This is a genomic window from Bacillus sp. ISL-41, assembly GCF_018613235.1.
Lineage (GTDB): Bacteria > Bacillota > Bacilli > Bacillales > Cytobacillaceae > Mesobacillus.
The window spans coordinates 1-20,409 of the sequence record NZ_JAGGQP010000008.1 but is presented as its reverse complement, the minus strand read 5'-3'; the positions used below and the strand labels follow the sequence as shown (position 1 = coordinate 20,409).

At 40.9% G+C, this 20,409-nt stretch carries 24 protein-coding genes and 1 riboswitch; of the genes, 15 read left to right on the top strand and 9 right to left on the bottom strand.

Annotation, left to right across the window (positions count from 1 at the left end; all coding sequences use genetic code 11):
• Positions 1-12 precede the first annotated feature (12 nt).
• The gene (locus J7I80_RS03335) at positions 13-705 is read left to right on the top strand and encodes an aspartate/glutamate racemase family protein (protein WP_214735991.1); all 693 of its coding nucleotides are present in this window, start codon (positions 13-15) and stop codon (positions 703-705) included.
• 289 nt (positions 706-994) lie between these two features.
• Here the strand turns inward: J7I80_RS03335 and J7I80_RS03330 are convergent, their stop codons facing one another.
• Both J7I80_RS03330 and J7I80_RS03325 read right to left on the bottom strand, forming a co-directional pair.
• Positions 995-1,360, bottom strand: a complete 366-nt coding sequence (locus tag J7I80_RS03330) for a cyclic-phosphate processing receiver domain-containing protein (RefSeq protein ID WP_214735990.1) — start codon at positions 1,358-1,360, stop codon at positions 995-997.
• Positions 1,361-1,695: 335 nt separating this feature from the next.
• Positions 1,696-3,036: an FAD-dependent oxidoreductase gene (locus J7I80_RS03325; RefSeq protein WP_214735989.1), complete on the bottom strand. Its 1,341-nt coding sequence runs from the start codon at positions 3,034-3,036 to the stop codon at positions 1,696-1,698.
• A 111-nt stretch (positions 3,037-3,147) separates the two neighbouring features.
• On the opposite strand from J7I80_RS03325, the gene J7I80_RS03320 reads away from it, so the two are divergent.
• Both J7I80_RS03320 and J7I80_RS03315 read left to right on the top strand, forming a co-directional pair.
• The gene (locus J7I80_RS03320; RefSeq protein ID WP_214735988.1) at positions 3,148-3,516 is read left to right on the top strand and encodes a MazG nucleotide pyrophosphohydrolase domain-containing protein; all 369 of its coding nucleotides are present in this window, start codon (positions 3,148-3,150) and stop codon (positions 3,514-3,516) included.
• 95 nt (positions 3,517-3,611) lie between these two features.
• Positions 3,612-4,211, top strand: a complete 600-nt coding sequence (locus J7I80_RS03315; RefSeq protein WP_214735987.1) for a class I SAM-dependent methyltransferase — start codon at positions 3,612-3,614, stop codon at positions 4,209-4,211.
• A 53-nt stretch (positions 4,212-4,264) separates the two neighbouring features.
• Here the strand turns inward: J7I80_RS03315 and J7I80_RS03310 are convergent, their stop codons facing one another.
• Positions 4,265-5,182 (bottom strand): aldo/keto reductase, encoded by a 918-nt coding sequence (locus tag J7I80_RS03310; protein WP_214735986.1) that lies wholly within the window; start codon positions 5,180-5,182, stop codon positions 4,265-4,267.
• Positions 5,183-5,357: 175 nt separating this feature from the next.
• Here J7I80_RS03310 and J7I80_RS03305 point away from each other — a divergent pair, with 175 nt between their 5' ends.
• On the top strand, positions 5,358-5,843 hold the full coding sequence (locus J7I80_RS03305; RefSeq protein WP_214735985.1) for a PaaI family thioesterase: 486 nt from the start codon (positions 5,358-5,360) through the stop codon (positions 5,841-5,843).
• 44 nt (positions 5,844-5,887) lie between these two features.
• Here the strand turns inward: J7I80_RS03305 and J7I80_RS03300 are convergent, their stop codons facing one another.
• Positions 5,888-6,397 carry a hypothetical protein gene (locus tag J7I80_RS03300; protein ID WP_214735984.1) on the bottom strand — a complete coding sequence of 170 codons (510 nt, stop codon included), beginning with the start codon at positions 6,395-6,397 and terminating at the stop codon, positions 5,888-5,890.
• A gap of 139 nt (positions 6,398-6,536) precedes the next feature.
• Here J7I80_RS03300 and J7I80_RS03295 point away from each other — a divergent pair, with 139 nt between their 5' ends.
• On the top strand, positions 6,537-7,250 hold the full coding sequence (locus J7I80_RS03295) for a nucleotidyltransferase domain-containing protein (RefSeq protein WP_251027566.1): 714 nt from the start codon (positions 6,537-6,539) through the stop codon (positions 7,248-7,250).
• 149 nt (positions 7,251-7,399) lie between these two features.
• Here the strand turns inward: J7I80_RS03295 and J7I80_RS03290 are convergent, their stop codons facing one another.
• Positions 7,400-7,861: a hypothetical protein gene (locus J7I80_RS03290; protein ID WP_214735983.1), complete on the bottom strand. Its 462-nt coding sequence runs from the start codon at positions 7,859-7,861 to the stop codon at positions 7,400-7,402.
• A gap of 25 nt (positions 7,862-7,886) precedes the next feature.
• Positions 7,887-8,303, bottom strand: coding sequence for a hypothetical protein (locus tag J7I80_RS03285; protein ID WP_214735982.1), 417 nt, complete (start codon positions 8,301-8,303; stop codon positions 7,887-7,889).
• A 132-nt stretch (positions 8,304-8,435) separates the two neighbouring features.
• Here J7I80_RS03285 and J7I80_RS03280 point away from each other — a divergent pair, with 132 nt between their 5' ends.
• From J7I80_RS03280 to J7I80_RS03260, 5 genes are read left to right on the top strand one after another with little or no spacing between them, the layout of a single operon-like run.
• The gene (locus tag J7I80_RS03280; RefSeq protein ID WP_214735981.1) at positions 8,436-9,200 is read left to right on the top strand and encodes a hypothetical protein; all 765 of its coding nucleotides are present in this window, start codon (positions 8,436-8,438) and stop codon (positions 9,198-9,200) included.
• Positions 9,201-9,245: 45 nt separating this feature from the next.
• The gene (locus tag J7I80_RS03275) at positions 9,246-9,578 is read left to right on the top strand and encodes a hypothetical protein (protein ID WP_251027565.1); all 333 of its coding nucleotides are present in this window, start codon (positions 9,246-9,248) and stop codon (positions 9,576-9,578) included.
• A 29-nt stretch (positions 9,579-9,607) separates the two neighbouring features.
• Positions 9,608-9,901: a hypothetical protein gene (locus J7I80_RS03270; protein WP_214735980.1), complete on the top strand. Its 294-nt coding sequence runs from the start codon at positions 9,608-9,610 to the stop codon at positions 9,899-9,901.
• Between the two features lie 23 nt (positions 9,902-9,924).
• Complete coding sequence (locus J7I80_RS03265) at positions 9,925-13,608, top strand: multicopper oxidase domain-containing protein (RefSeq protein ID WP_214735979.1); 3,684 nt, start codon at positions 9,925-9,927, stop codon at positions 13,606-13,608.
• Positions 13,592-14,485: a hypothetical protein gene (locus J7I80_RS03260; protein WP_214735978.1), complete on the top strand. Its 894-nt coding sequence runs from the start codon at positions 13,592-13,594 to the stop codon at positions 14,483-14,485. Before J7I80_RS03265 ends, J7I80_RS03260 begins: the two co-directional genes overlap by 17 nt.
• Positions 14,486-14,514: 29 nt before the next feature.
• On the opposite strand, the gene J7I80_RS03255 is transcribed toward J7I80_RS03260, so the two are convergent.
• Positions 14,515-15,036, bottom strand: coding sequence for a hypothetical protein (locus J7I80_RS03255; RefSeq protein ID WP_214735977.1), 522 nt, complete (start codon positions 15,034-15,036; stop codon positions 14,515-14,517).
• A gap of 198 nt (positions 15,037-15,234) precedes the next feature.
• Here J7I80_RS03255 and J7I80_RS03250 point away from each other — a divergent pair, with 198 nt between their 5' ends.
• From J7I80_RS03250 to J7I80_RS03230, 5 genes are all read left to right on the top strand, one after another.
• Entirely contained in the window at positions 15,235-15,612 is a 378-nt protein-coding gene (locus tag J7I80_RS03250) for a hypothetical protein (RefSeq protein WP_214735976.1), read from the top strand.
• A gap of 73 nt (positions 15,613-15,685) precedes the next feature.
• Positions 15,686-15,728, top strand: a riboswitch (PreQ1 riboswitch).
• 53 nt (positions 15,729-15,781) lie between these two features.
• Positions 15,782-16,438, top strand: a complete 657-nt coding sequence (gene queC / locus J7I80_RS03245; RefSeq protein ID WP_214735975.1) for a 7-cyano-7-deazaguanine synthase QueC — start codon at positions 15,782-15,784, stop codon at positions 16,436-16,438.
• Positions 16,438-16,914 carry a 6-carboxytetrahydropterin synthase QueD gene (gene queD, locus J7I80_RS03240; protein WP_214735974.1) on the top strand — a complete coding sequence of 159 codons (477 nt, stop codon included), beginning with the start codon at positions 16,438-16,440 and terminating at the stop codon, positions 16,912-16,914. Before queC ends, queD begins: the two co-directional genes overlap by 1 nt.
• Positions 16,907-17,635, top strand: coding sequence for a 7-carboxy-7-deazaguanine synthase QueE (queE, locus tag J7I80_RS03235; RefSeq protein ID WP_214735973.1), 729 nt, complete (start codon positions 16,907-16,909; stop codon positions 17,633-17,635). The genes queD and queE overlap by 8 nt, the downstream gene beginning before the upstream one ends.
• 18 nt (positions 17,636-17,653) lie before the next feature.
• Positions 17,654-18,193, top strand: a complete 540-nt coding sequence (locus tag J7I80_RS03230; protein WP_214735972.1) for a VUT family protein — start codon at positions 17,654-17,656, stop codon at positions 18,191-18,193.
• Between the two features lie 19 nt (positions 18,194-18,212).
• Here J7I80_RS03230 and J7I80_RS03225 read toward each other — a convergent pair whose 3' ends face one another.
• Positions 18,213-19,232: a hypothetical protein gene (locus tag J7I80_RS03225; protein WP_214735971.1), complete on the bottom strand. Its 1,020-nt coding sequence runs from the start codon at positions 19,230-19,232 to the stop codon at positions 18,213-18,215.
• Entirely contained in the window at positions 19,229-20,155 is a 927-nt protein-coding gene (locus J7I80_RS03220; protein ID WP_214735970.1) for a hypothetical protein, read from the bottom strand. The genes J7I80_RS03225 and J7I80_RS03220 overlap by 4 nt, the downstream gene beginning before the upstream one ends.
• Positions 20,156-20,409 lie beyond the last annotated feature (254 nt).

The following is a 20,409-nucleotide window of genomic DNA, read 5'->3' as shown; positions in this document are numbered from 1 at the left end:
GGAGAGGTTAAATTGAAAACGATTGGAATGATCGGTGGTATGAGCTGGGAATCTTCGGCTGAATATTACCGATTGATCAATGAGGAAGTAAAACGGCAGCTTGGAGGTCTGCATTCTGCAAAGGTGATTATATTCAGTGTTGATTTTGATGAAATCGAAAAATGCCAATCAGAGGGCAGATGGGATGAAGCGGGGCAGATATTAGGTGTAGCTGGTTATTCACTGGAAAAGGCCGGGGCCGACTTTATTGTGATTTGTACTAATACGATGCATAAAGTGATTAACCAAATTTCCGAGAAAACAAGTCTACCCATTCTTCATATAGCAGATGAGACTGCAGCGCAAATCAAGAAACTGGGTATCAAAAAAATTGGTTTGCTTGGTACCAAGTATACGATGGAACAGGATTTTTATAAATCCAGAATACAGTCACGAAATATTGAGGTGTTAATTCCAAAAGAAAATGATAGGGATTTGATAAATAATACCATTTTCAATGAATTATGCCTTGGATTTATCCAGCCGTCCTCAAGAGAAAATTTTAAGAGAATTATTGAAGACCTTGCTGGGCAAGGGGCGGAAGGAATTATTCTCGGCTGTACAGAAATCGGTCTATTGATAAAGCAGGAAGATGCAACGGTTCCCCTATTTGACACCACGGAAATACATGCCCATGGAGCAGTGAAAAAGGCGCTCAATATATAGAAAAAATGGGTCAGAATTTTGGCCCATTTTTCGTTACTATATATGAATTTGAAGTAGCTTGAAAAGAAAAACTAGTGAGCACGAAAGGTATAGCGCCAAATAGGATGTCATGCTGGACCAGATAAGAAGTCTTTCTCTAATATTCCAGTAAGGTCTTATTTGTGTTTCAGATGTAATTCGTTTTCCCTCAAGTTATTTTCCATTATTTTGTCTTCTCATTTGATACCAAATTTATAAAAATGAAAACCAAATCATTTTAAACAAGAGAATATGGGTATATAAAGGCTGACTATTTTTTATAAATAGACAGCATTGGTGAAATAAAGGGATTAAGGGGCATGGGACGCAAATAAATATTTATGGACCGAGGCATAAGGTAATCATTCTGTGCTTGCTTAAAGCAATTATACATGGCTTTACCGCCGGTAGAGTTTGCAGAGTGTATCGTGATTCGATTGGCAAATAGCTGTTTCTCGACCATTATTTTTACTAGCATCAAGCCATTCCTGGTATAGCTTTCCAGGTCATGGTCTAACGACAGGTGGTCAATTTCATAGTTTTTCAAGAGAATGAGACATTCATCTATAGTTTCTGCCAAAACATAACCTTCTGGCGCCTGGCGGTAGTCATCTAGGAAAACACTGATTTCATTCATTTCTCGCTCTCCTTCCCAAAAGAGGGTGACTAAGAAAAGTCGAATAACCCTAGATATTTATCATTCTCTTAAGCCTAACACACTTTTTGACATAAAGGGCCGAATACCACTTGGGAAATTCTTCTATAAAGTGCAAATTAATTTATTGCTGTTCAAGCTATTTAATATATTGTGCTGCAAAATGCCCTGAAGGCTTAAAGAATACGCAAGCAAGTACAGGTCTATAAACAAGCAATTTTTTCGAGAACAGTTTACAAACTTGGAGGATTTAGTGGTTCCGACTCACTTACAAACAAGGGAGAGATCAGGAACCCCCGATTCTGATAATTGGGGGTTTACTTTGGTTTACTTAGTGAGTAGAGTACTTTAGCAAGAATACCGGGACGGGCTAGGCTGATTGGATGCGCTTTTAGATGAAGGACCTGAATGAACTGGGAGTAAACACTTTCATCATGTGAGCAAGCCGCCACGACTTTCATTACGTACCATTGCAAAATGGGAAGAACTATTGGTTTCCTTCCGCTTGTGGTACGAAAACGAAAGTCTTCGGTTAAGGCTATCAGCCAGGGAATATCGATAATCCTGCTGACATTTTTATAATAGCTATTTGTTAACTGTTTCTTGTTTAACCCCTTCTTTAATAGGTCCCTTAATGCCTTGGCTTCCATCGCAGCAAGGCTCATCCCCTGTGCAAAAACAGGATCAATCCGACAAAAAGCATCTCCAATTACCAGTAATCCTGAGGGGAGGTCTTTTAGTTTCTCAAAGTGATACCGGCGGAGGGCAGGAAACCGGTAGACTTGTATTCCCTCGGAGAGTGGTATTGCATTCTTAATTGTTTCATAAAATTCAGGTTGTTCAAGCTTCTTAGCATATTCCTTAAAACTGTCTAGATCTTTAGGAACTTCCTTCGAACCGTAGCCAATCAAGGTAACTAACATACGATTTCCTTCAATGGGAGAAATCATGCCTCCACGATCAATTTCTGGTGGTTTGGGATAGGCGAGCAAACTATGCCAATCCATAGGTGCATGAGAGAGTTCCTTATATACCATGCTGGCATAAAATAAATTTACTTTGACTTCTGTTTTGGGCGGAATACCGTATCCTGAGTCCCTTAGCCATTGGCTATGGAGTGCGGCTGCTCCAGATGCATCGACTACTAAATCTGCTAATAGCTCCGTAACAGTTCCGTCTGCCTCTTCGAAGACCATACGGTTAATCTCATCGTTATCGAATAAAAGATCTTGTACTCTGCAGCCGAATCGGAAATGGATATTCGGTATTTTTTCCAGCCTTTGCTGAATCTGCCACTCAAGTAAAGGTCGGCTTTGCTGGCTTATGATCACGTTGGAAGCAAATCGGGTTTTTTGCGTCCCGTGATGCGACCAGAGGAGGTCTCCTGCGAAGTCTGATTTCTTTGCCCCATTAAGAGATAATTCCTGAATGATTCCTGGGAATAGTTCCTCTATGATCTCTTCGCCGCTTTTCAGCAAGACATGTCCCTGTTCACCCTGCGGCACTCCATTTCTATTGATGACATGATCATTTTTTTTATCTTTTTCTATTACTATCACTTCTTTGAAAAACTCAGAAAGTACTCTTGCAGCCAGCTTGCCTGCAATGCTGCCGCCTGTTACCACTGCTCTATTTTGGTTCGTTTTTTTTGAAAACATCCTAAGCTACGATTCCCCTCAAAATAATAGTTATGTTGAATTGTATAAGTTAAAATAATCTTATGTATGCTGAAAGCACAACATGGTAATTTTACCTAAAGAGGTGGGGAAATGAAAGAGTTACAATCATATACACGGGATTATCAAAAAGAGATGGGCTGGGAAATCAATTCCGATAACTATGCTAAGAGCAGGGAATCACTCTTGAACAATTACTTACTTCTGACAACAGAAGTAGCGGAAGTGGCAGAGGAATTGAGGAGGGCTTTTAATCTTACACAGAGCAACATACAAGAGGGGATGGATGAGGAAGAGGCGTTCGCCATCGCCAAAGAGAGAATTAAACAGGATATAGGCAAGGAACTGGCTGACTGCCTTGCATATCTCTTGAAATTCTACAATTATTTTGACTTAGATTTGGAAGATAGCTTTTATGAAAAAATGGTAGAGGTAAGACTTCGGAAAAACAAAGATCTTTAAAATGCCTTTGCTGCTAAATAGGAGTTATACAAGGAGTCCCAAAACATCTTAGCTGTAATTTTTTTCGAAGTGTTAATGAATGGAGTACGATCATTATGAATGAACAACAATTTGATAAATTGCTGAATATCAAAACAACTGGTGAACAAAGAGGGTTTTTGACTTCATTGCACTACCATCGCTATGAGCCCACTCCATATAGTGCGCTTGAGTTATTTTTCAATGAATTCAATATGAGCAGTCATGATCATATTGTCGACTTTGGATGTGGAAAAGGGAGATTGAATTTTTATCTTAACCACCATTTCAACACAAATGTAGTCGGGGTTGAAATGAATGAAACATTCTACATGGAAGCTCTAGAAAATAAACAAAGTTACTTAAAGAACTATCGAAACAGAGGAGATAAGATCAACTTTTATTGCGTGTTGGCAGAGGAATACGATATTTCACCTAATGAAAACAAGTTCTATTTCTTTAACCCTTTCACGGTTCAAATCCTAATGAGAGTAATAAAGAACATTATGATTTCTTTTGAAAAACATCAAAGGGAGATTGACCTGATTCTATATTATCCATCTGAAGATTATATATTTTATTTGGAGAATCAGACACCGTTTGAACTGGTAAGTGAAATGAACCTGCCGGAAAATAATCCGAATGAGAGGTTTTTAGTTTATAGATTGAATAATTGATATTTAATCGTTCAATTTTAAATGCCCCGGCATATTACCGGGGCAAAAATGGACTATTTTATACTCTGTGGATGGTTTTCCTCGGCCAGCTGTGCTGCTTTTGCATTGAGTTCCACTTGTTCTGGTGTCTTGCAGCCTGGAATGACGGCAGTTACTGCAGGATGTTTCAAGACCCATGATAATGCCCACGCGGCCATTGGAATACCTTCCGGGACTTCGTTTTGTTGAATCTCTTCCACCTGTTTGAGTAGCAGCGAAGTTTCTTCACTGTCATGTTTTGAACGAACATCATCGGCGCTGAAGGTCACACCTGGTTTGTATTTACCGCTTAAATAACCGCTTGCCAGCGGAACCCTGGCAAGTACCCCTAGATTTTGATTTTGGCTGGAAGGGAAGATCTTTTCTTCTGGCTTCCGGTCAAGGCGATTGTATACGACCTGAATGGCACCTGCGTTTACTTCTGTTGCGTGATCCGTTTGATAACTTTCTTCATTTGATCGCAGGGAGATCCCAAGGCTGCGGATTTTTCCTTTTTCCACTTGCTTATCTAGCATTGTCCATAACTCGTCGTTATTGAATTCTTCATCGGTACATGAATGGGCCTGATATAAATCTATGTAATCTGTACTTAGCGCTTTTAGTGAGGCATCGAGCTGTTTCAATACTTCATTTGCACTCCAGTGACGTGTCCTTTCAAAATTACCATGGAAATGATGGCCGAATTTTGTTGCCACAATCCAGTCCTCGCGTTTGTTCCGGCTCAGGTAATCTCCAATAAGGCTTTCAGATAAATGGTCCCCATAGCATTCGGCTGTATCGAGGAAGTTGATTCCTTTTTCGTTTGCTTTATCCAGAATCGCATCAACCTCATATTGTTTGAAGTCCTTTCCCCATTCACCGCCGTATTGCCAGGTTCCGATTCCTATTACAGATATATCAAGGTTTGTATTACCTAAGCGTCTGTACTTCATTCCATCACCCCTAAATTAATTTACATCAATCTTATCATTTCAATGTTTTTAACAAAAATATGTTGCACAAATACATCCATTGTATACATCCAGAAAGGAATTCGAATTTTTTAAAGGAATTCAATCAACTATCGAAGAAAGTATTATAGATTCGGATTGACAAGGGGGAAGCACAATGGAAGAAAAAGTGTTGAAAGCCATCCAGGATGAATACCCGGAGGATTTTGCATGGTGTTATGGGTGTGGGAGGATGAACGAGCAGGGACATCATTTTCGGACAGGCTGGGACGGTGACAAGACAATATCCATCTACAATCCCCAAAAAGAACATATGGCACTGCCAGGATTTGTCTATGGCGGCGTGATTGGCTCTTTTGTGGATTGTCATGGTACCGGTTCAGCTGCACTCTACCTGCATCGTAAAAATGGATACGAACCAGGTGACGGAGCTGAACCGCCAAGATTTGTCACAGCATCCTTGCATGTCGATTTCATGAAGCCGACTCCTCAAGGAACAGCCTTAAAAGCAATAGGAACCGTACATGAAATTCATCCAAAGAAATATCGAGTTGAAACTGAAGTTTATGCTGGGGAAATTCTTTGTGCTAAAGGGGAAGTAATCGCTGTTGTGATGCCGGATACTTTTACAGGAAAACAATAGTACCTAAAATAAGACCCTGAACATAATTCAGGGTCTTAATCTGGTTATTGGACAGGTTCAAGCATAGTAGTAGGAAGGTATCCTTCCTCACCGGAATCTGTCATTTTTACTTTAGTTCGTCTAATCTCTCTTTCCAAGACTTCAGCTTGACTGCCTTTCTTGATTTCATTCACTTTATTATCCTGTACGATCTTGTCTACACCTTCTACATCATTAATTTCAATCAACTGATAGAGCTCATCATATGCTTCTGGTGTAAGTGCAAGGTAGGCATCTTTTTGTACAGTTACCTTATCTCCAGCCTGCAGTGTATTGTCTTTAACTTCTTGTTCGCTTTCTTTATATGTGTCCTTCATGTTCTGGATAATTCCCGGAGCTTCTTCTTTTACCTTATCCACTACTTCTTTTGATTTTTCCTCGGTTTCCTGGGCAGCGTTCTTTGTTTCCTCTTCTAGCTCTTTCACACCTTGCTCTGCCTCATCGCTATTGCAGCCAGTAATGAGCAAAACTGCCAATCCTGCAGGTATTAACAATTTATTTAAAGACAATGACATAGTATATCCTCCTGATTCAACTACTTTTATACTGTAGGATACCACTGAAGTTGTCTTATAAAACATTCGCAATATTGTCGACAAATTTTGTGTTGTCACTAATAATAACCTTATGAATAGTTAATGGAGGATTTTGCACATGGACATGCCTACTAGATTATCAGCACTTGAAACAGCGCAAAAGTTTGTGAAGGAGCGCTTCCCGGACTGTGACGCAGCACTGCTGGCCGGGAGTGTAACCAGGGGAGAAGCAACTGCTACATCTGACTTGGATATCGTCGTATTCGATAAGGATATTGCAACACCCCGCAGGGAGTCTTTAATAGCTTATGGGTGGCCGATCGAGGTTTTCGTCCATAATTTACAGTCCTATAAGCTTTTCTTTGAAAGTGATATAAAAAGGGCAAGACCAAGCTTGCCGAGAATGGTTTCGGAAGGAAAGGTTATTAGGGAAAGCGATTTTGTCCGGGAAATAATTGATGAAGCAAAAAGGATAATAGAGCTGGGACCAGAGGAGTTGACCGAGAAAGAAATCGAGTTAAAAAGATATTTCATTACTGATACGCTTGATGATTTCATTGGATCTGACAACAAGGCAGAGGAAATCTTCATTGCAGCCACGCTGGCTGAACAGCTGCAGGAATTTGTGTTAAGAGCAAACAAGAGGTGGATCGGCAAATCTAAATGGGTAGTGAGAGAATTAAATCATTATGATCCCGTATTCACTGAACAATTCGTAGAAGCTTTTTCCAATTATTACAGTACAGGTAATAAAAATATGGTCATAGAATTGGCTGAACAGATTTTAGAGCCCTTCGGTGGAAGGCTATTTGACGGCTTTTCAATAAAGTAGACAAAAAAGCAGCCTGAATGAGGCTGCTTTTGTCCTTTACTGTGGTTTCCATTCAGCTAAGGGCCGCTTTGAGTACATTGATGTGCCCATACATAGCGAAATGGTCCCGTTAAAGTCACATTAAGTTCTTCAACATTACAATGATCTGTTCATGCTTTGAAAGAAAATAAGAGCAATATAGCAGATATCCCCTGGATACACAGACTGAAAAGGGCAAAGAAGATTATCATTTTTTGTTCGGAGGCAATGGTACCAGGAAGACCGCAAATAGCTGGGTTTTTTACCACCAAACCAAGCATCGTTCCCATTATTGCGCTTATGCCGCCGTTATAAATCCCTGTAATCAATGATTGTGCATTCAACATTGAGCCATATAAAAACCCCATCGTGATACCAAGTATAATGTTAAGCACCCCAACAATTTCGGAATGGTTAGGGAAAAGTAGTATGAAATTTAGTGAAGCAACCAGTCCCAATGTGCTGCTGGCAAAATAAGAGGCTGTATATCCAAACCTGTCACTAAAAAGAAATCTCGATTTCCGAAGTACATAATATAGCCAGGCTCCAATCAAAAAATTGATGACAGTTATGGAGATTAATAATATCTGCATAAGACACCCCCTCCAGATTACTGAATCAGGTTTTGTAGGCCGAGGAGGCCGCTATGCAAAAAGAGCTGAGGATGAAAATCTCGATCATGATTAAGAACATTACACCTTCATATGCAGAAGCTCCAACCATAGGCGCCATGATTCCCATCATTAGCCCTGTTATATAACCAGACAATAAAGTTTGATAGTCAAAGAGGCTGCCAAACAAGATTCCTGAAATACCGCCTATGATGACTGAAAACAAGGTCGCTTCCAAAAAGTAAAAAGGATACATGTTGATAAAAATAATCCCTGTCCCGAGAGCCAAACCTCCAGCAGCCACCATCGTTATATTCATTCCTAAGTGAAAGCCGATTTGTTTTCTTCGATTGTATAGATAGATATATAGAACGTATGCGGACAAGAAATTAATTGGGTAAAAAATCACAATCCATTCCGGCATGACATATCACCTCTACTGTTCAATGTATTCACAATTAAATTTGTGGTGTTTGAATTTTTTGTCAATTGCAATGACGTTTATGATATTTGCCTCATATGATAATGGGAAAATTCGCTCGAAGGGGGCAATTCGTTGAGAACAGGTATGCGTCATTCGGATTATTTAAGAAATTTGTTAGAGAACAGAAGGAATGAAGTCAGGCAGGTTGATCCTATTCACGAAGTCGGAAATCAGATCACCTCTCCACCAAGTGCAACACCACTAGAAGAGAATAAAATCATTGCCGAATACCTGGAACAAAAAAATCTTCACACACTGGCGAATGCTGTTCCTGAATTTAAAAAACCATTGATTTTAAAGAAGTTTTTTAAGATGAAGCGAAATCAGGAAGTAATAGTCTATATTGACCATCAAGATAATACACAGGAAATCTCCGGTAAGGTGAATGCCATCGGTAGAGATTTTGCTATACTGACGAACTTAAAGGATCGGATTTGGATCCCGTATAAAACGATATTATCAGCAAATTCTCCATCTGGAGTGCCGACATATGAAAATGCCCATCAAAATTTCATCTATGATAATGACTTAAAACGAAAACTGACTACGAATTTTGGTGAAACTGTTGCCAATCGAGATGTTTTAATTCAGCAATTTTTCGAAGAGTCACTAAAAGGCAACCTTCATAGGTGGCAAGGAGTGTGGGTTAAGGTGGTTTTAGCTGATGAAATAGTAATCGGGAAGATCGCTTCGGTTACTGAGGACTTTATCCTATTACAATCTTTTGGCTCAGAAAGGAAAATTGCCTTCACGGATGTAACACATATTCGTTCTGCCCGCCTTTATAGCCAGATCCTTCTGTTGGGGAAGAACATGATCAAGAGTATGTTTCGTTAAGACATAAATTGCAGAAGTTTTATTTACGAGAAAGGGTGACAAAACATGCATGACTCGCCATTAAAATCATTATCGGCTGCTTCTAATGTTGCTAGTGTCAATGACCCATTATTTGATTTTTTTAACAAGCATATGGGCAAACAAATCCTGATTATTACGGAATCATCACAATTAAATTTATTAGGGCAAACCTTCAGGCCAATTTTTTGCGGAAAGGTAGCTGAAGTTGAACCTGGACATTTAACACTTTCTCCCGTAACAATCAAAATTTTGAATGCACCGTTTCATAAGTTCCCAATTCCGTTATCCATTCCTTTTGAAAAAATTGCCCATTTCACAACAGACGTCGATTGTTCGATGAGAATTCCGTTAGTTTAAACATACAAGTAATGGAGGCGTTGTTTCCTATGTCCACAGATTACTCAAAAATGACAGATGTAAATGAAATCCATGAATCAGCCATTTTGGAACACTTCAGAAATGGAATTGGCCACAAAACGCTTGTGATTTCTCCATCCTATCCATATATGTTCGTTGGCATAATCAAGGAATTGATCGGTGATACGGTTATGATCGATGTTGAGACCACGCACTTTGCTCAATTAGAAAACCGCGAATGGTACATTCACATTCATAATATTGAAATTTTCTATATTGAAAGGCCTGGAGCACCTAAGATACCGAAACTCGAAGACTATTAGATTCCTATGAAGGGGGGAAATACATGTTACGAAAATTTCATGTTGTCGGAATTTCAACGAGGATAGTAGTTAATACGTTCGGGGACCATAATCCTAATGGCAGAATATATGTCTTGAAGGAAAATGAGTCAAAGCTTAAAGACCTCGTGCGAAAGAATCCTTATAAGCCCATTGATCTTGTTCAACCGCTGGCTATTCGCGCAAACGAGGGGGATATAGTTGAAATACTTTTTGAAAACCAGCTTCCTTTTTCAGCAGGAATGCACTTCCAGGAAGCAGATTACAGTGTGCTCAGTTCCGATGGAGCGGATGCCGGATATAACCCGGATACAACGGTAGAACCTGGCGGAGAAATTCTTTACAGGCTTAATGTCAGTCAGGAAGGTATCTGCTTCTTCACCGATCTGGGCAATGTTTCAAGCACCGAACAAGGATCAAGTGTCCAAGGGTTATTCGGGGCGCTGCTTGTCCAAAAAAGGGGCTCTAGCTGGACTGATCCTGTAACTGGCGGTCCAATCAATAGTGGTGTGTATGCTGACATACATCATCCTTTTCTGCCATCTTTCAGGGAGTACGCCTGGTTCTTCAATGATGAAATGGAAATTAGGGATTTAACGGGGAACCGACCTTTCAACCCAATGACAAACCAGGAAGCAGAATCCTTCCATGGAGTGAATCTTCGCTATGAACCTATGACGAACCGGAAAAGGTTGATAGAGGCAGGAGTTGTATGCCCTGACTGTGATTCAGAAGAAGTCCACCATGATTCGTGGGTTTTCGGTGATCCTGCAACCCCTATATTAAGAGGGTATGTGGGGGATCCTGCAGTCATCAGGCTGATCCATGGCGGTGTAAAAGAAACTCATGTTTTTCACTACCATGTCCATCAATGGCTCGGTGATTCAAGTAATATTAATGCAGAAATTCTTGATGCCCAATCCATAAGCCCTCAAACCCACTATTCGATTCAGCCTCTCTATGGACTCGGAAGCCTGCATGGTGCCATCGGAGATTCAATTATCCATTGCCATCTGTATCCGCACTTCGGCATAGGTATGTGGGGAATCAACAGGGTTTTTAATACTCTGCAGGATGGAAGCCAGTGTTATCCGAATGGAGTCCGAATTAAAGCCTTAATGCCTTTGCCAGACCGTCCTGCACCGCCAAAGCCAACTCCTGAAAAACCGGGATTCCCTAATTTCATTCCGGGAAAAGTCGGCTACAAAGCACCAAGGCCACCTATGGGCATTGTTGGAGGCCGGGAGATGACTGAACTGGAACGGAATGCAGCGATTGAAAATCCACGTCCGGGAGCCGTTTTCGTTGACCCTTGCATTGACCAGGACCCGGTGGTAGTTGAATTCAATGTTTCTGCTATTGAAATGCCAGTCGTATATAACAAACAAGGCTGGCATGACCCGAAGGCAAGATTTTATGTGATGGATGAAGACCTGGATGATATCCTTTCAGGGAAAAAAGAACCTGAGCCGCTTGTATTCCATGTCCCTGCAGGTACATGTATACGGATGAATTATACCAATCGCATGCCGCATATTTTAGATGGTGATGCATTCCAGCTGGTGACCAGGACGTATGAAAATGGTTTTCACATTCACTTTGTAAAATTTGATGTCCTTGCATGCGATGGAGGTAATGTTGGGTGGAATTATGACAGTGCGGTTCTTCCTGGCCAAACCATTCGCTATGAATGGTATGCGGAAACCGAATTAAAAGCGTTTTTCTTCCATGACCATCTATTTGCTAACTCTCACCAGCAGCATGGAGTTTTCGGGGCGGGCGTGATACAGCCAAGGTTTTCAAAATTCCTTGATTCGAGAACTGGTGCCGAGGTGGACCATGGTACTCAGATTTCCGTCGAACACCCGTTGATCCCGGATTATCGTGACCAGACACTTTTCGTCCATGATTTTGCCCTTTTATTCGATAAAAACGGCCGTCCGATCCAGCCGCCGGAATATCCTGGTTCAGAGGATGACCCAGGTGTCTTTGGAGTCAATTTTAAATGTGAACCTTTAAAGTTCAGGCTAGGTGAGGATTGTGACCCTGCTTATTCCTTCAGTTCCTATGTTCACGGTGATCCTGTTACCCCGATACTGAGGGCTTATGAAGGCGACCCAATCAGGATCAGGCTGTTGCAGGGAGCGCATGAAGAATCTCACAGCTTCAATATCCATGGGCTGAGATGGAAAGAAGAGCGTCCGGATTTGGGATCATCCATGAAAGCGCAGCAGCATATCGGAATCTCGGAGTCCTTCACTTTTGAGACTGAGATCCCTGCATCCGGTGATTATCTTTGGGCTTTTGAGGATGAAGAAGATGTTTGGCTTGGTACATGGGGATTAATCCGTGCGTATAACGGAAGAATGGAAGATTTAATCGTCTTAGCTGACCGAGAAGCGCTGCCGGAAGGATCCACTGAAACTCCAAAGCCAACGGGCAAACCGCCTGAAAAAGCAAATCCTCTTGCCAGTCTGCCGCCAGGGGCTTACCATGGCTCACCTGTCAAGAAGTTCGAGGTAGTCGCCTTCCAGACACCAATCCAATATAACTCATATGGCGATCATGACCCATATGGTATTATTTTCGCTTTAAAGGACGATGTAGAAGACATTCTCTCTGGCAAAAAGAATCCGGTGCCACTAATCTTAAGGGCTAATGTCGGTGACCTTGTAGAAGTCACCCTGACAAGTGAACTGAAGAAAGAGCTCTTTCCATTTCAAGATGGAATCCATCCTTACCCGCCGGTAAAAGAACAATCTTTTTATCCTCCTTCATTAAGGATATCTCTTCATACAAGCCTGCTGAATTATGACGTTAAAACATCCAGTGGAGATACAGTAGGTTACAACCCTGACCAAACTGTCGGTCCAGGGGAAACGATCACTTATAGATGGTTTGTCGATGGCCAGTTCGGCATGTGTTCGATGTGGGACATGGCCGATCTGCGAAATCACCGGTCGTTTGGTACCTTCGGTGCATTCGTTGCCGAATCCAGGTTTACAACTTACCTGGAACCATACAGCCTGGAAAAAGCCAATACAGGGGAAAATGTGATTCTTCGGCACCCCTTACTTCCTGCAACAAGAGAATTTGTCCTCATTTTACATGATGGTGTAAGGCTGGAGGACAAAGATGGGAAAGTGATTATTGATCCGATGGATGGGGTGGTACCTGATACTGAAGTGCTCGAAGAAGTCGATACGTACGATTATGGATCAAGGGGTTTTAACTACCGCAGTGAAAGACTGATCAATCGATATAAGGAACACCCGGTAATGCACGAGCTTTTTTCATCAGAAGTTTTTGGGGACCCAGCGACACCTTTATTCGAGGCTTATCCTGGTGAACCTGTGGTAATTCGGATTACGACTCCTGCAGAAAGGCGAAGAGCTCATACATTCCACCTTCACGGACATTATTGGAAATTTGACAGCAAGGATCTTGATTCTCGTATTCAGTCATTTTTAGGCCATATGGTTACGGGCCATACTGATGATTTGCGCTTGATTGGAGGAGCGGGAGGAGTTTTCAATTTCCCAGGGGATTACTTGTACCGGTCCGGCAATATCCGCTGGGACATCGAATTGGGGATGTGGGGAATCTTCCGGGTTCATAAGGATTCGAAGGAAAACCTGCCGCGCCTAGAGGAAGTTGAAGGGGAGTGGGACAATGAAGAAAAGGCATAAAATTGAAATTCCAGATGAGGAGTCTTCAAGCCATGAGATGACGGAAAGCAGTTCCTCCTCAGCAAACAGCCCAAAAGCCGATTTTTGTTTCCCTGATGATTGTCCTGAAAGAATCGAAACTCCAAAATTCCCTTCTCCGACATCATGTATGCCAGAAGGCAGGTTGCACGAACTAGAAGAAAAAATCGATGGAGCTAATCGCATGCTATTGGATCTTGGTCTATCAAATGAACAGTCTGAGCTTGGCCGGAGGATTTTATTTGATGGCCTGGCAGGTCAAATGGTGAAGATTAAGTTAAACTGCTCAAATCATAATGAGAGCAATACCGAAGCCAGTCCAGCAGAACCAATTGGTGAGATAATTAACAAGAATACAGAGAGGAAAAAGCGTTACAAAAAGAAACGGCTTGCCAAGAAGAAGCGCAAGCATAAGTATAAAAGGAAGAAGTTAGGAAAAAATTTCCTGGAAGGATTTGTACAATTAGTTGGCAGTGATTTTGTCCAACTCCAGAAGAATAGAAAGACATTTATTATACCTTTCAATAAAATTTGTCTGGTTTTAACTAAAAAGCCTTATCACCCACCTGAATCCCAAGCTCCTTTACTAGATATCGATCCATGTTTCCGGAGGGATCTTACCTTTAGTTTTGGAGAAACAGTAGCTCATGATCCAGAGCTGATCCAGATCTTTTTCAGGATTAAGTTATCAATGTACCTTAAAACCTTTTCAAATGAAAAAGTAACAATTTATACAAACTCTGAAAAGGTATTAGGGTTATTGGCAGGGCTAGAAAAAGGAAACGTTAATCTAGTCAGTGAAAATGGGCAGGCTAAAGAAGTACCTTTAACATCATTCTGCTACCTGAAAAAAACTTGACTCACAAGTAGAAGCGCCTGAGCAACTGCTCAGGCGTTGTTTCCTTCATCCATTTCAAACCAGTTGATATTGTCAAATGGAATCATTCTATATTTCTTTTTACTGTGTTTTTTACTGCCTTTGCCTGTTTCATAGATGTCTACCTCTACAAAATCTGTCCCAACAAAGGAAATCCTGCCGTGGATTTTTTTACCTTTGTCACAATCAAGTCCAAAGATAACTTTGCAGCCGATATACCTTCTCAGGATAGCTGCCATTTTGTTCCGCAACCCGCCTAAGCGGACGCTGAAATGCCTGCTGCACAATTCGCGATCTGCGAAATTATAACGACGGTCGAAAATAACCGGGATACAATCATCTTTGTAGCTATGGCAATATCCATGATGCGAGCTTGATTCCAGCTGCGCATCCTCTGATGGGAAATCTGCAGTTGAGCCACAGGAAAAAGCTGAATCATGACATTGGCATTCCGGATAATCGCAATCTTGGAATCCATGAGTGTGCCGCTCAAAAAAATCACGGCTTCTAGAAAAGTAAGCTCCAATATCCATCTGTATCCTCCTTTAATAGTATGAAAACAATAGGTGCTTGTAATCATTTTATTCCTTGAAAATAATTTCGAATGAGCAAGATGCCCTGTTGGGGAACTTGACCATTTAAAATATCTTGTAATAAGCTGTAGTTAACGTTGATTCGGCTTTTATACCAGTTTGAAAACGGATCAAATACTAAATTTCAGGGTGGATGCAATGGATGAATTATTAAAGAAATTGCGATACAAGCAGGGGTCTGCCAGTATAATGAACGCGCCGGCAGAATACCTGTCATTAATTGAAGAGTCCGACAGTGAGAGCGGCACAAAAGAATTTTTGCTGTTGTTCGCGAACAACAGTGAGGAAGTAAGGACATGGTTTCCAAAAGCCCTTTCAAGACTGAAGGAAGATGCTATCTTCTGGATCGCCTTCCCAAAGAAAAGTTCAAAAGTTAAAACTGACGTTAACCGCGACGCATTATTCAGGCTGGTTCAAGACTTGTCTGACTATAGAGCTGTCAGCAATGTCTCCTTGGACGAAAAATGGTCAGCACTAAGGTTCAGGCATCAGGATTTGGTAAAATCACAAAAGTGATGGAATAATACAGGCTTTCTTTTTATAAAATATGTGATAAAATGAGTAAGTTAAAATTACATATTCCGTTTTGACGGAAGAGGTTCTAGCTACCCTCTCAAAAAAACTAAGGGAAAACAGTACTGCTGTCTTAGTGGTACTGTTTTTTCTGTTGTAAAGGAGTTTTCTAATGAAAAATGAAAAAGCGGTTGTTGTGTTCAGCGGAGGACAGGATAGTACGACTTGCCTGTTCTGGGCCATGAAGGAATTCAAAGAAGTTGAAGCTGTTACTTTCGATTATAACCAGCGCCACCGAACAGAAATTCTATGCGCAAAAGACATCGCAAGCGAGCTTGGGATCAAACACCATGTTCTCGATATGAGCTTGCTCAACCAACTGGCGCCTAATGCACTTACCAGGAGTGATATCGAGGTGAAGGATGGAGAAGAAGGAGAACTGCCATCAACCTTTGTGCCAGGGAGGAACTTATTGTTCTTATCCTTTGCAGGTGTGCTTGCGAGTCAAGTGAACGCTAAGCACATCGTAACAGGTGTATGCGAAACGGACTTCAGCGGCTACCCTGATTGCCGGGATGTGTTCATTAAGTCATTGAATGTAACCCTTAACCTATCAATGGACCAGAACTTTGTCATCCATACACCATTAATGTGGCTGAACAAGGCACAGACATGGAAGCTGGCTGATGAATTGGACGCTTTTGAGTTTGTTCGGAACAGGACATTGACTTGCTATAACGGAATCATTGCAGATGGATGTGGGATTTGCCCCGCCTGCAAGTTGCGGAAAAAGGGGCTGGATGAGTACCTGGAAGGAGTTGTTTCTTGATGTATGAATTCAGGATCGTCGACCAGCTTCAGAAAATAGATAAAGATATTAAGGGAGAACAATTAAAATACCATTCTAAACGTGTGCTCGTCAGTAAGGAATTCACTTTTGATGCTGCGCATCACCTTCATGAATATGAGGGGAAATGTAAAAATCTCCACGGTCATACTTATAAAGTCATATTCGGTCTTAGTGGTTTTGTTGATGACCGCGGATTAATGATTGATTTTGGAGACATAAAAGAGATTTGGAAATCAGAAATAGAAATATATCTGGATCACCGATATTTGAATGAAACTTTGCCCCCGATGAATACAACTGCTGAAAACATGGTAGTTTGGATTTATGAAAAAATGGCAGAAGCCCTGGCAAATAGACAGCATTTATACCAAGGTGCAAGGGTCGAGTTTGTAAGACTCTATGAAACTCCCACTAGCTATGCTGAAGCAAGAAGGGAGTGGATGGAGATTGACTAAGATACCCGTGATGGAAATTTTCGGGCCGACAATTCAGGGAGAGGGAATGGTCATCGGACAAAAGACCATGTTCGTTCGTACAGCAGGGTGTGACTATTCTTGTGCCTGGTGTGACTCATCCTTTACATGGGATGGATCTGGAAAGGACTTGGTCAGGCAATTGGATGCTGATGAAGTCTGGAGGGAACTGAAAGCCTTGGGTGGAGATGGCTTTACATATGTCACCATCTCAGGTGGAAATCCTGCTCTCATTAAAAATCTATCTGGACTTGTTGAATTACTAAAGGAAAACCAGATTAGCATTTGCCTGGAAACACAGGGGAGCAAATGGCAGGATTGGTTTTTGGAAATTGACGCACTGACCCTTTCCCCAAAACCGCCAAGTTCAGGTATGGAAACAGATTTTGAAACTTTGGACCAAATCGTAAATGGTCTGAAAGAGAATGGCTCTATAAAAAACGCCAGCCTTAAAATAGTTGTTTTTGATACAGATGACTATGAATTTGCCAAACTAGTACATCAGCGTTATCCGGACTTAGCGTTCTTTTTACAGGTAGGAAATGATGACATTGTAACCGAAGACCAGCTGAATCTGATGACTTCGTTGGTAGATAAGTATGAATGGCTTATTAACAAGGTTGTGTGCGACATAGAAATGAACGATGTCAGAGTGCTTCCGCAGCTTCATGTCTATGTTTGGGGAAACAAAAGAGGAGTTTAGACTACAGGAGGTAAGATCATGAGAATTTTTTTATACTTAATTTCAATTATTACGGCCAATGTAATTACAGCCGCGCTTGCACCGCTTCAATTTGGAATGTTCATCGTGCCCATGGGGACATTATTGATAGGGGCCACCTTCATTTTTCGTGACCTTGTACAGAATAAGTACGGACGCGGGAGAACTTATATGTTCATCGGTTTGGCACTCGTTCTTTCTGCTATCGTTTCGTATATTCTTGGAGATACCCTTACGATCGTCTTTGCTTCGGCATTGAGCTTTGCTGTTGCTGAAACAACTGATACAGAGATATATACAAGACTAAATCTTCCTATGAGCTGGAGAGTCTTCTACAGCGGTTTAGTCGGCGGTCTGCTGGATTCAGTCATTTTTGTCGTGATTGGATTAAGTCCGCTAGGAGCAAACTTCCTTCCATGGGAAGCTGTTCCCGCTGCAATTTTAGGCCAGGTAATCGTTAAAACCATCATTCAGGGAATTGGCGCAATGCTGCTTAACCCTATTAGTAACATTTTTAATTCTAAAGCGATGTCAAACTAGGATAAAAAGGTGCCCGATTCTATCGATCGAGCATCTTTTGTTTGATTGGGATGAAATTTGCCGGAGCAATATTATCATCGTCTGCTTTGATATCTTGTTGTTTATTTTTGGGAAAGGATATGACTGGTTGTTCAGTGTGCCGTTCCATATTGGCGATTATTTCATTTTTGATCACAATAACAAGGATGAAAATAATTAGCAGCAATCCCAACGAACTGAAGGCGACCCATGGAGCATTTTTGAGTGTCCAGAAGTTTTGTCCTGTGAGACCTGCAAGCTCATTGGTGATGGACTTAGGATAAGACGTATTATATATCTTTTCCTCATGGCGTCCGCCGAGAAACAGCCGGAATAGGGCCAATCCCATCAATACTTGCAGGGTTTGTAATACCTGCTGGACAAACAACAGGATCAAATGCGGTTTTAGATGTGGCAGGATCTGTACTCTTAAAATATGAAATTTACTTCCCCCTAATAAAGCTGAACTTGTCACAAACGATTTCATGCTGATCTCCTTGACTATATCTGTTGTGAAGAAAAATACAGCCGGAAACCCAAGCAGGAATAAAACAATCAACTGGTATTCGATTTTGACGGTAACGGGAATCTCGTTAAAAGGAAATATGACAGCATCCATCAAGATTATAGCGACCAACAGTAAAGGGACATAATGAAAAGGCAGGAAAAATGCCTTAACAAAAGCTTTAATGGCTGGTGTCCAGGTTTCAGTGATTAATCCCAACGTGGCACCAACGGTTACTCTTGCTAGAGATACTATAAATACAGCCGCAATGGTATATTTTAATCCATCCAAGATTAACAGCAAATTATCCCGGCCATCACGGTCAGTACCCAGGATATAGTCTTTACTAGGAGGATACGGCGGATTTTTCAGGACGTTTCCGTTCTCATCATACAGCTGGTCAAGCATCGAACGATAATCCTCCGGACCGATATAATCATAAAGTATACTTGCGATCAATAAGGCCAGTAAAACCGCCAGGCTGAATTTGGTTTTCCGATATGTTAGTAATTTCATAACTGGAATTCTCCTCTTTTCCTGATCACAGTCTCTTTAACAATTAAATTGATAAGGAACTCGAGCATGATTACCGGGAGAATTAAAATTATAATTGCATAGATTAGCGGTAAAACATGTTCTCCCCTGAATACCTGGTCAAGAATCTGGTTTGTAAGAGTAGTTTTGTAATGGTACATATGTTCAACCAGTATAAGATTGGAGAGCAGCATATAAAGGATGACCCGGAATTTAAGTGATAAAACAGGCAGGATATTCCTCAGCATGTAAACAGAATATAAATAAATTCTGGATAAGCCTTTGGAATATCCTAACTGGACGTAATGGGCAAGTTCTTCCTCTTCCATACATTTGATTATATATAAACCAAAAAGAACTGCAGGCAGAAAAGATGTAACAATGACAGGAAAAGCGACAGGCTGTAAAGATCCAAATCCATACATTGGAAAAATTTTAAAGTTAAATTCCTTCAACAGGTAGATGTTCAGCATATTAATGATGAAAATGAACAAAAGATCAGGAAGTCCTTCAAAATAATCCAGAAATTGATGAAATCTTCTCCTTAACCTAATAGGTAATAAGATCACCATGAACCCAATAATGCTTCCCAGCATGATGATCGCAACTAATGATATGCCAAGAACCTTATAGGAATTTATAAAACCATCTAAAACATTCGGGTTTTTGATAAAATCTAAGACACTTTTAAAACTGAAATCCATTAATTGAGTGAAGATTGTTTGCAGTCTCAGCGTAAATCCTTCAAAAGATATCGCTAAATGTTCACCGGGCTTTCTATCAAAATTAAAAAAAGAAGTGAAAGAAAGCAGAAAGGCTATTCCGAGCAAGAATGTTCCTATCAAGGCCAGGGTGTAAAGTGCTTTCGTAATTACTTTTTTAAGTATCCAAAATCCTTTATTCATATCTACTCTCCTTCCAGACTTAATAAAGTTCTCCCTGATGGTAAAAAAAACCTTTTTTCAGAACGCAAATTTTTGCTTACACATTCTAAGTTATTCCTTATTTTTTTCTGTGCTCATGCGCAGATCATCAGTATTGGGATGAAAACAGAAAAAAACTCTTTTCCAATGAAAAGAGCGCAGTCAGAAAGTGGGGGAATAGCAGAGGTGGTTCTTGTATGGGGATTTGTGGATCAAATCGTGCCCTTATGCAGGGA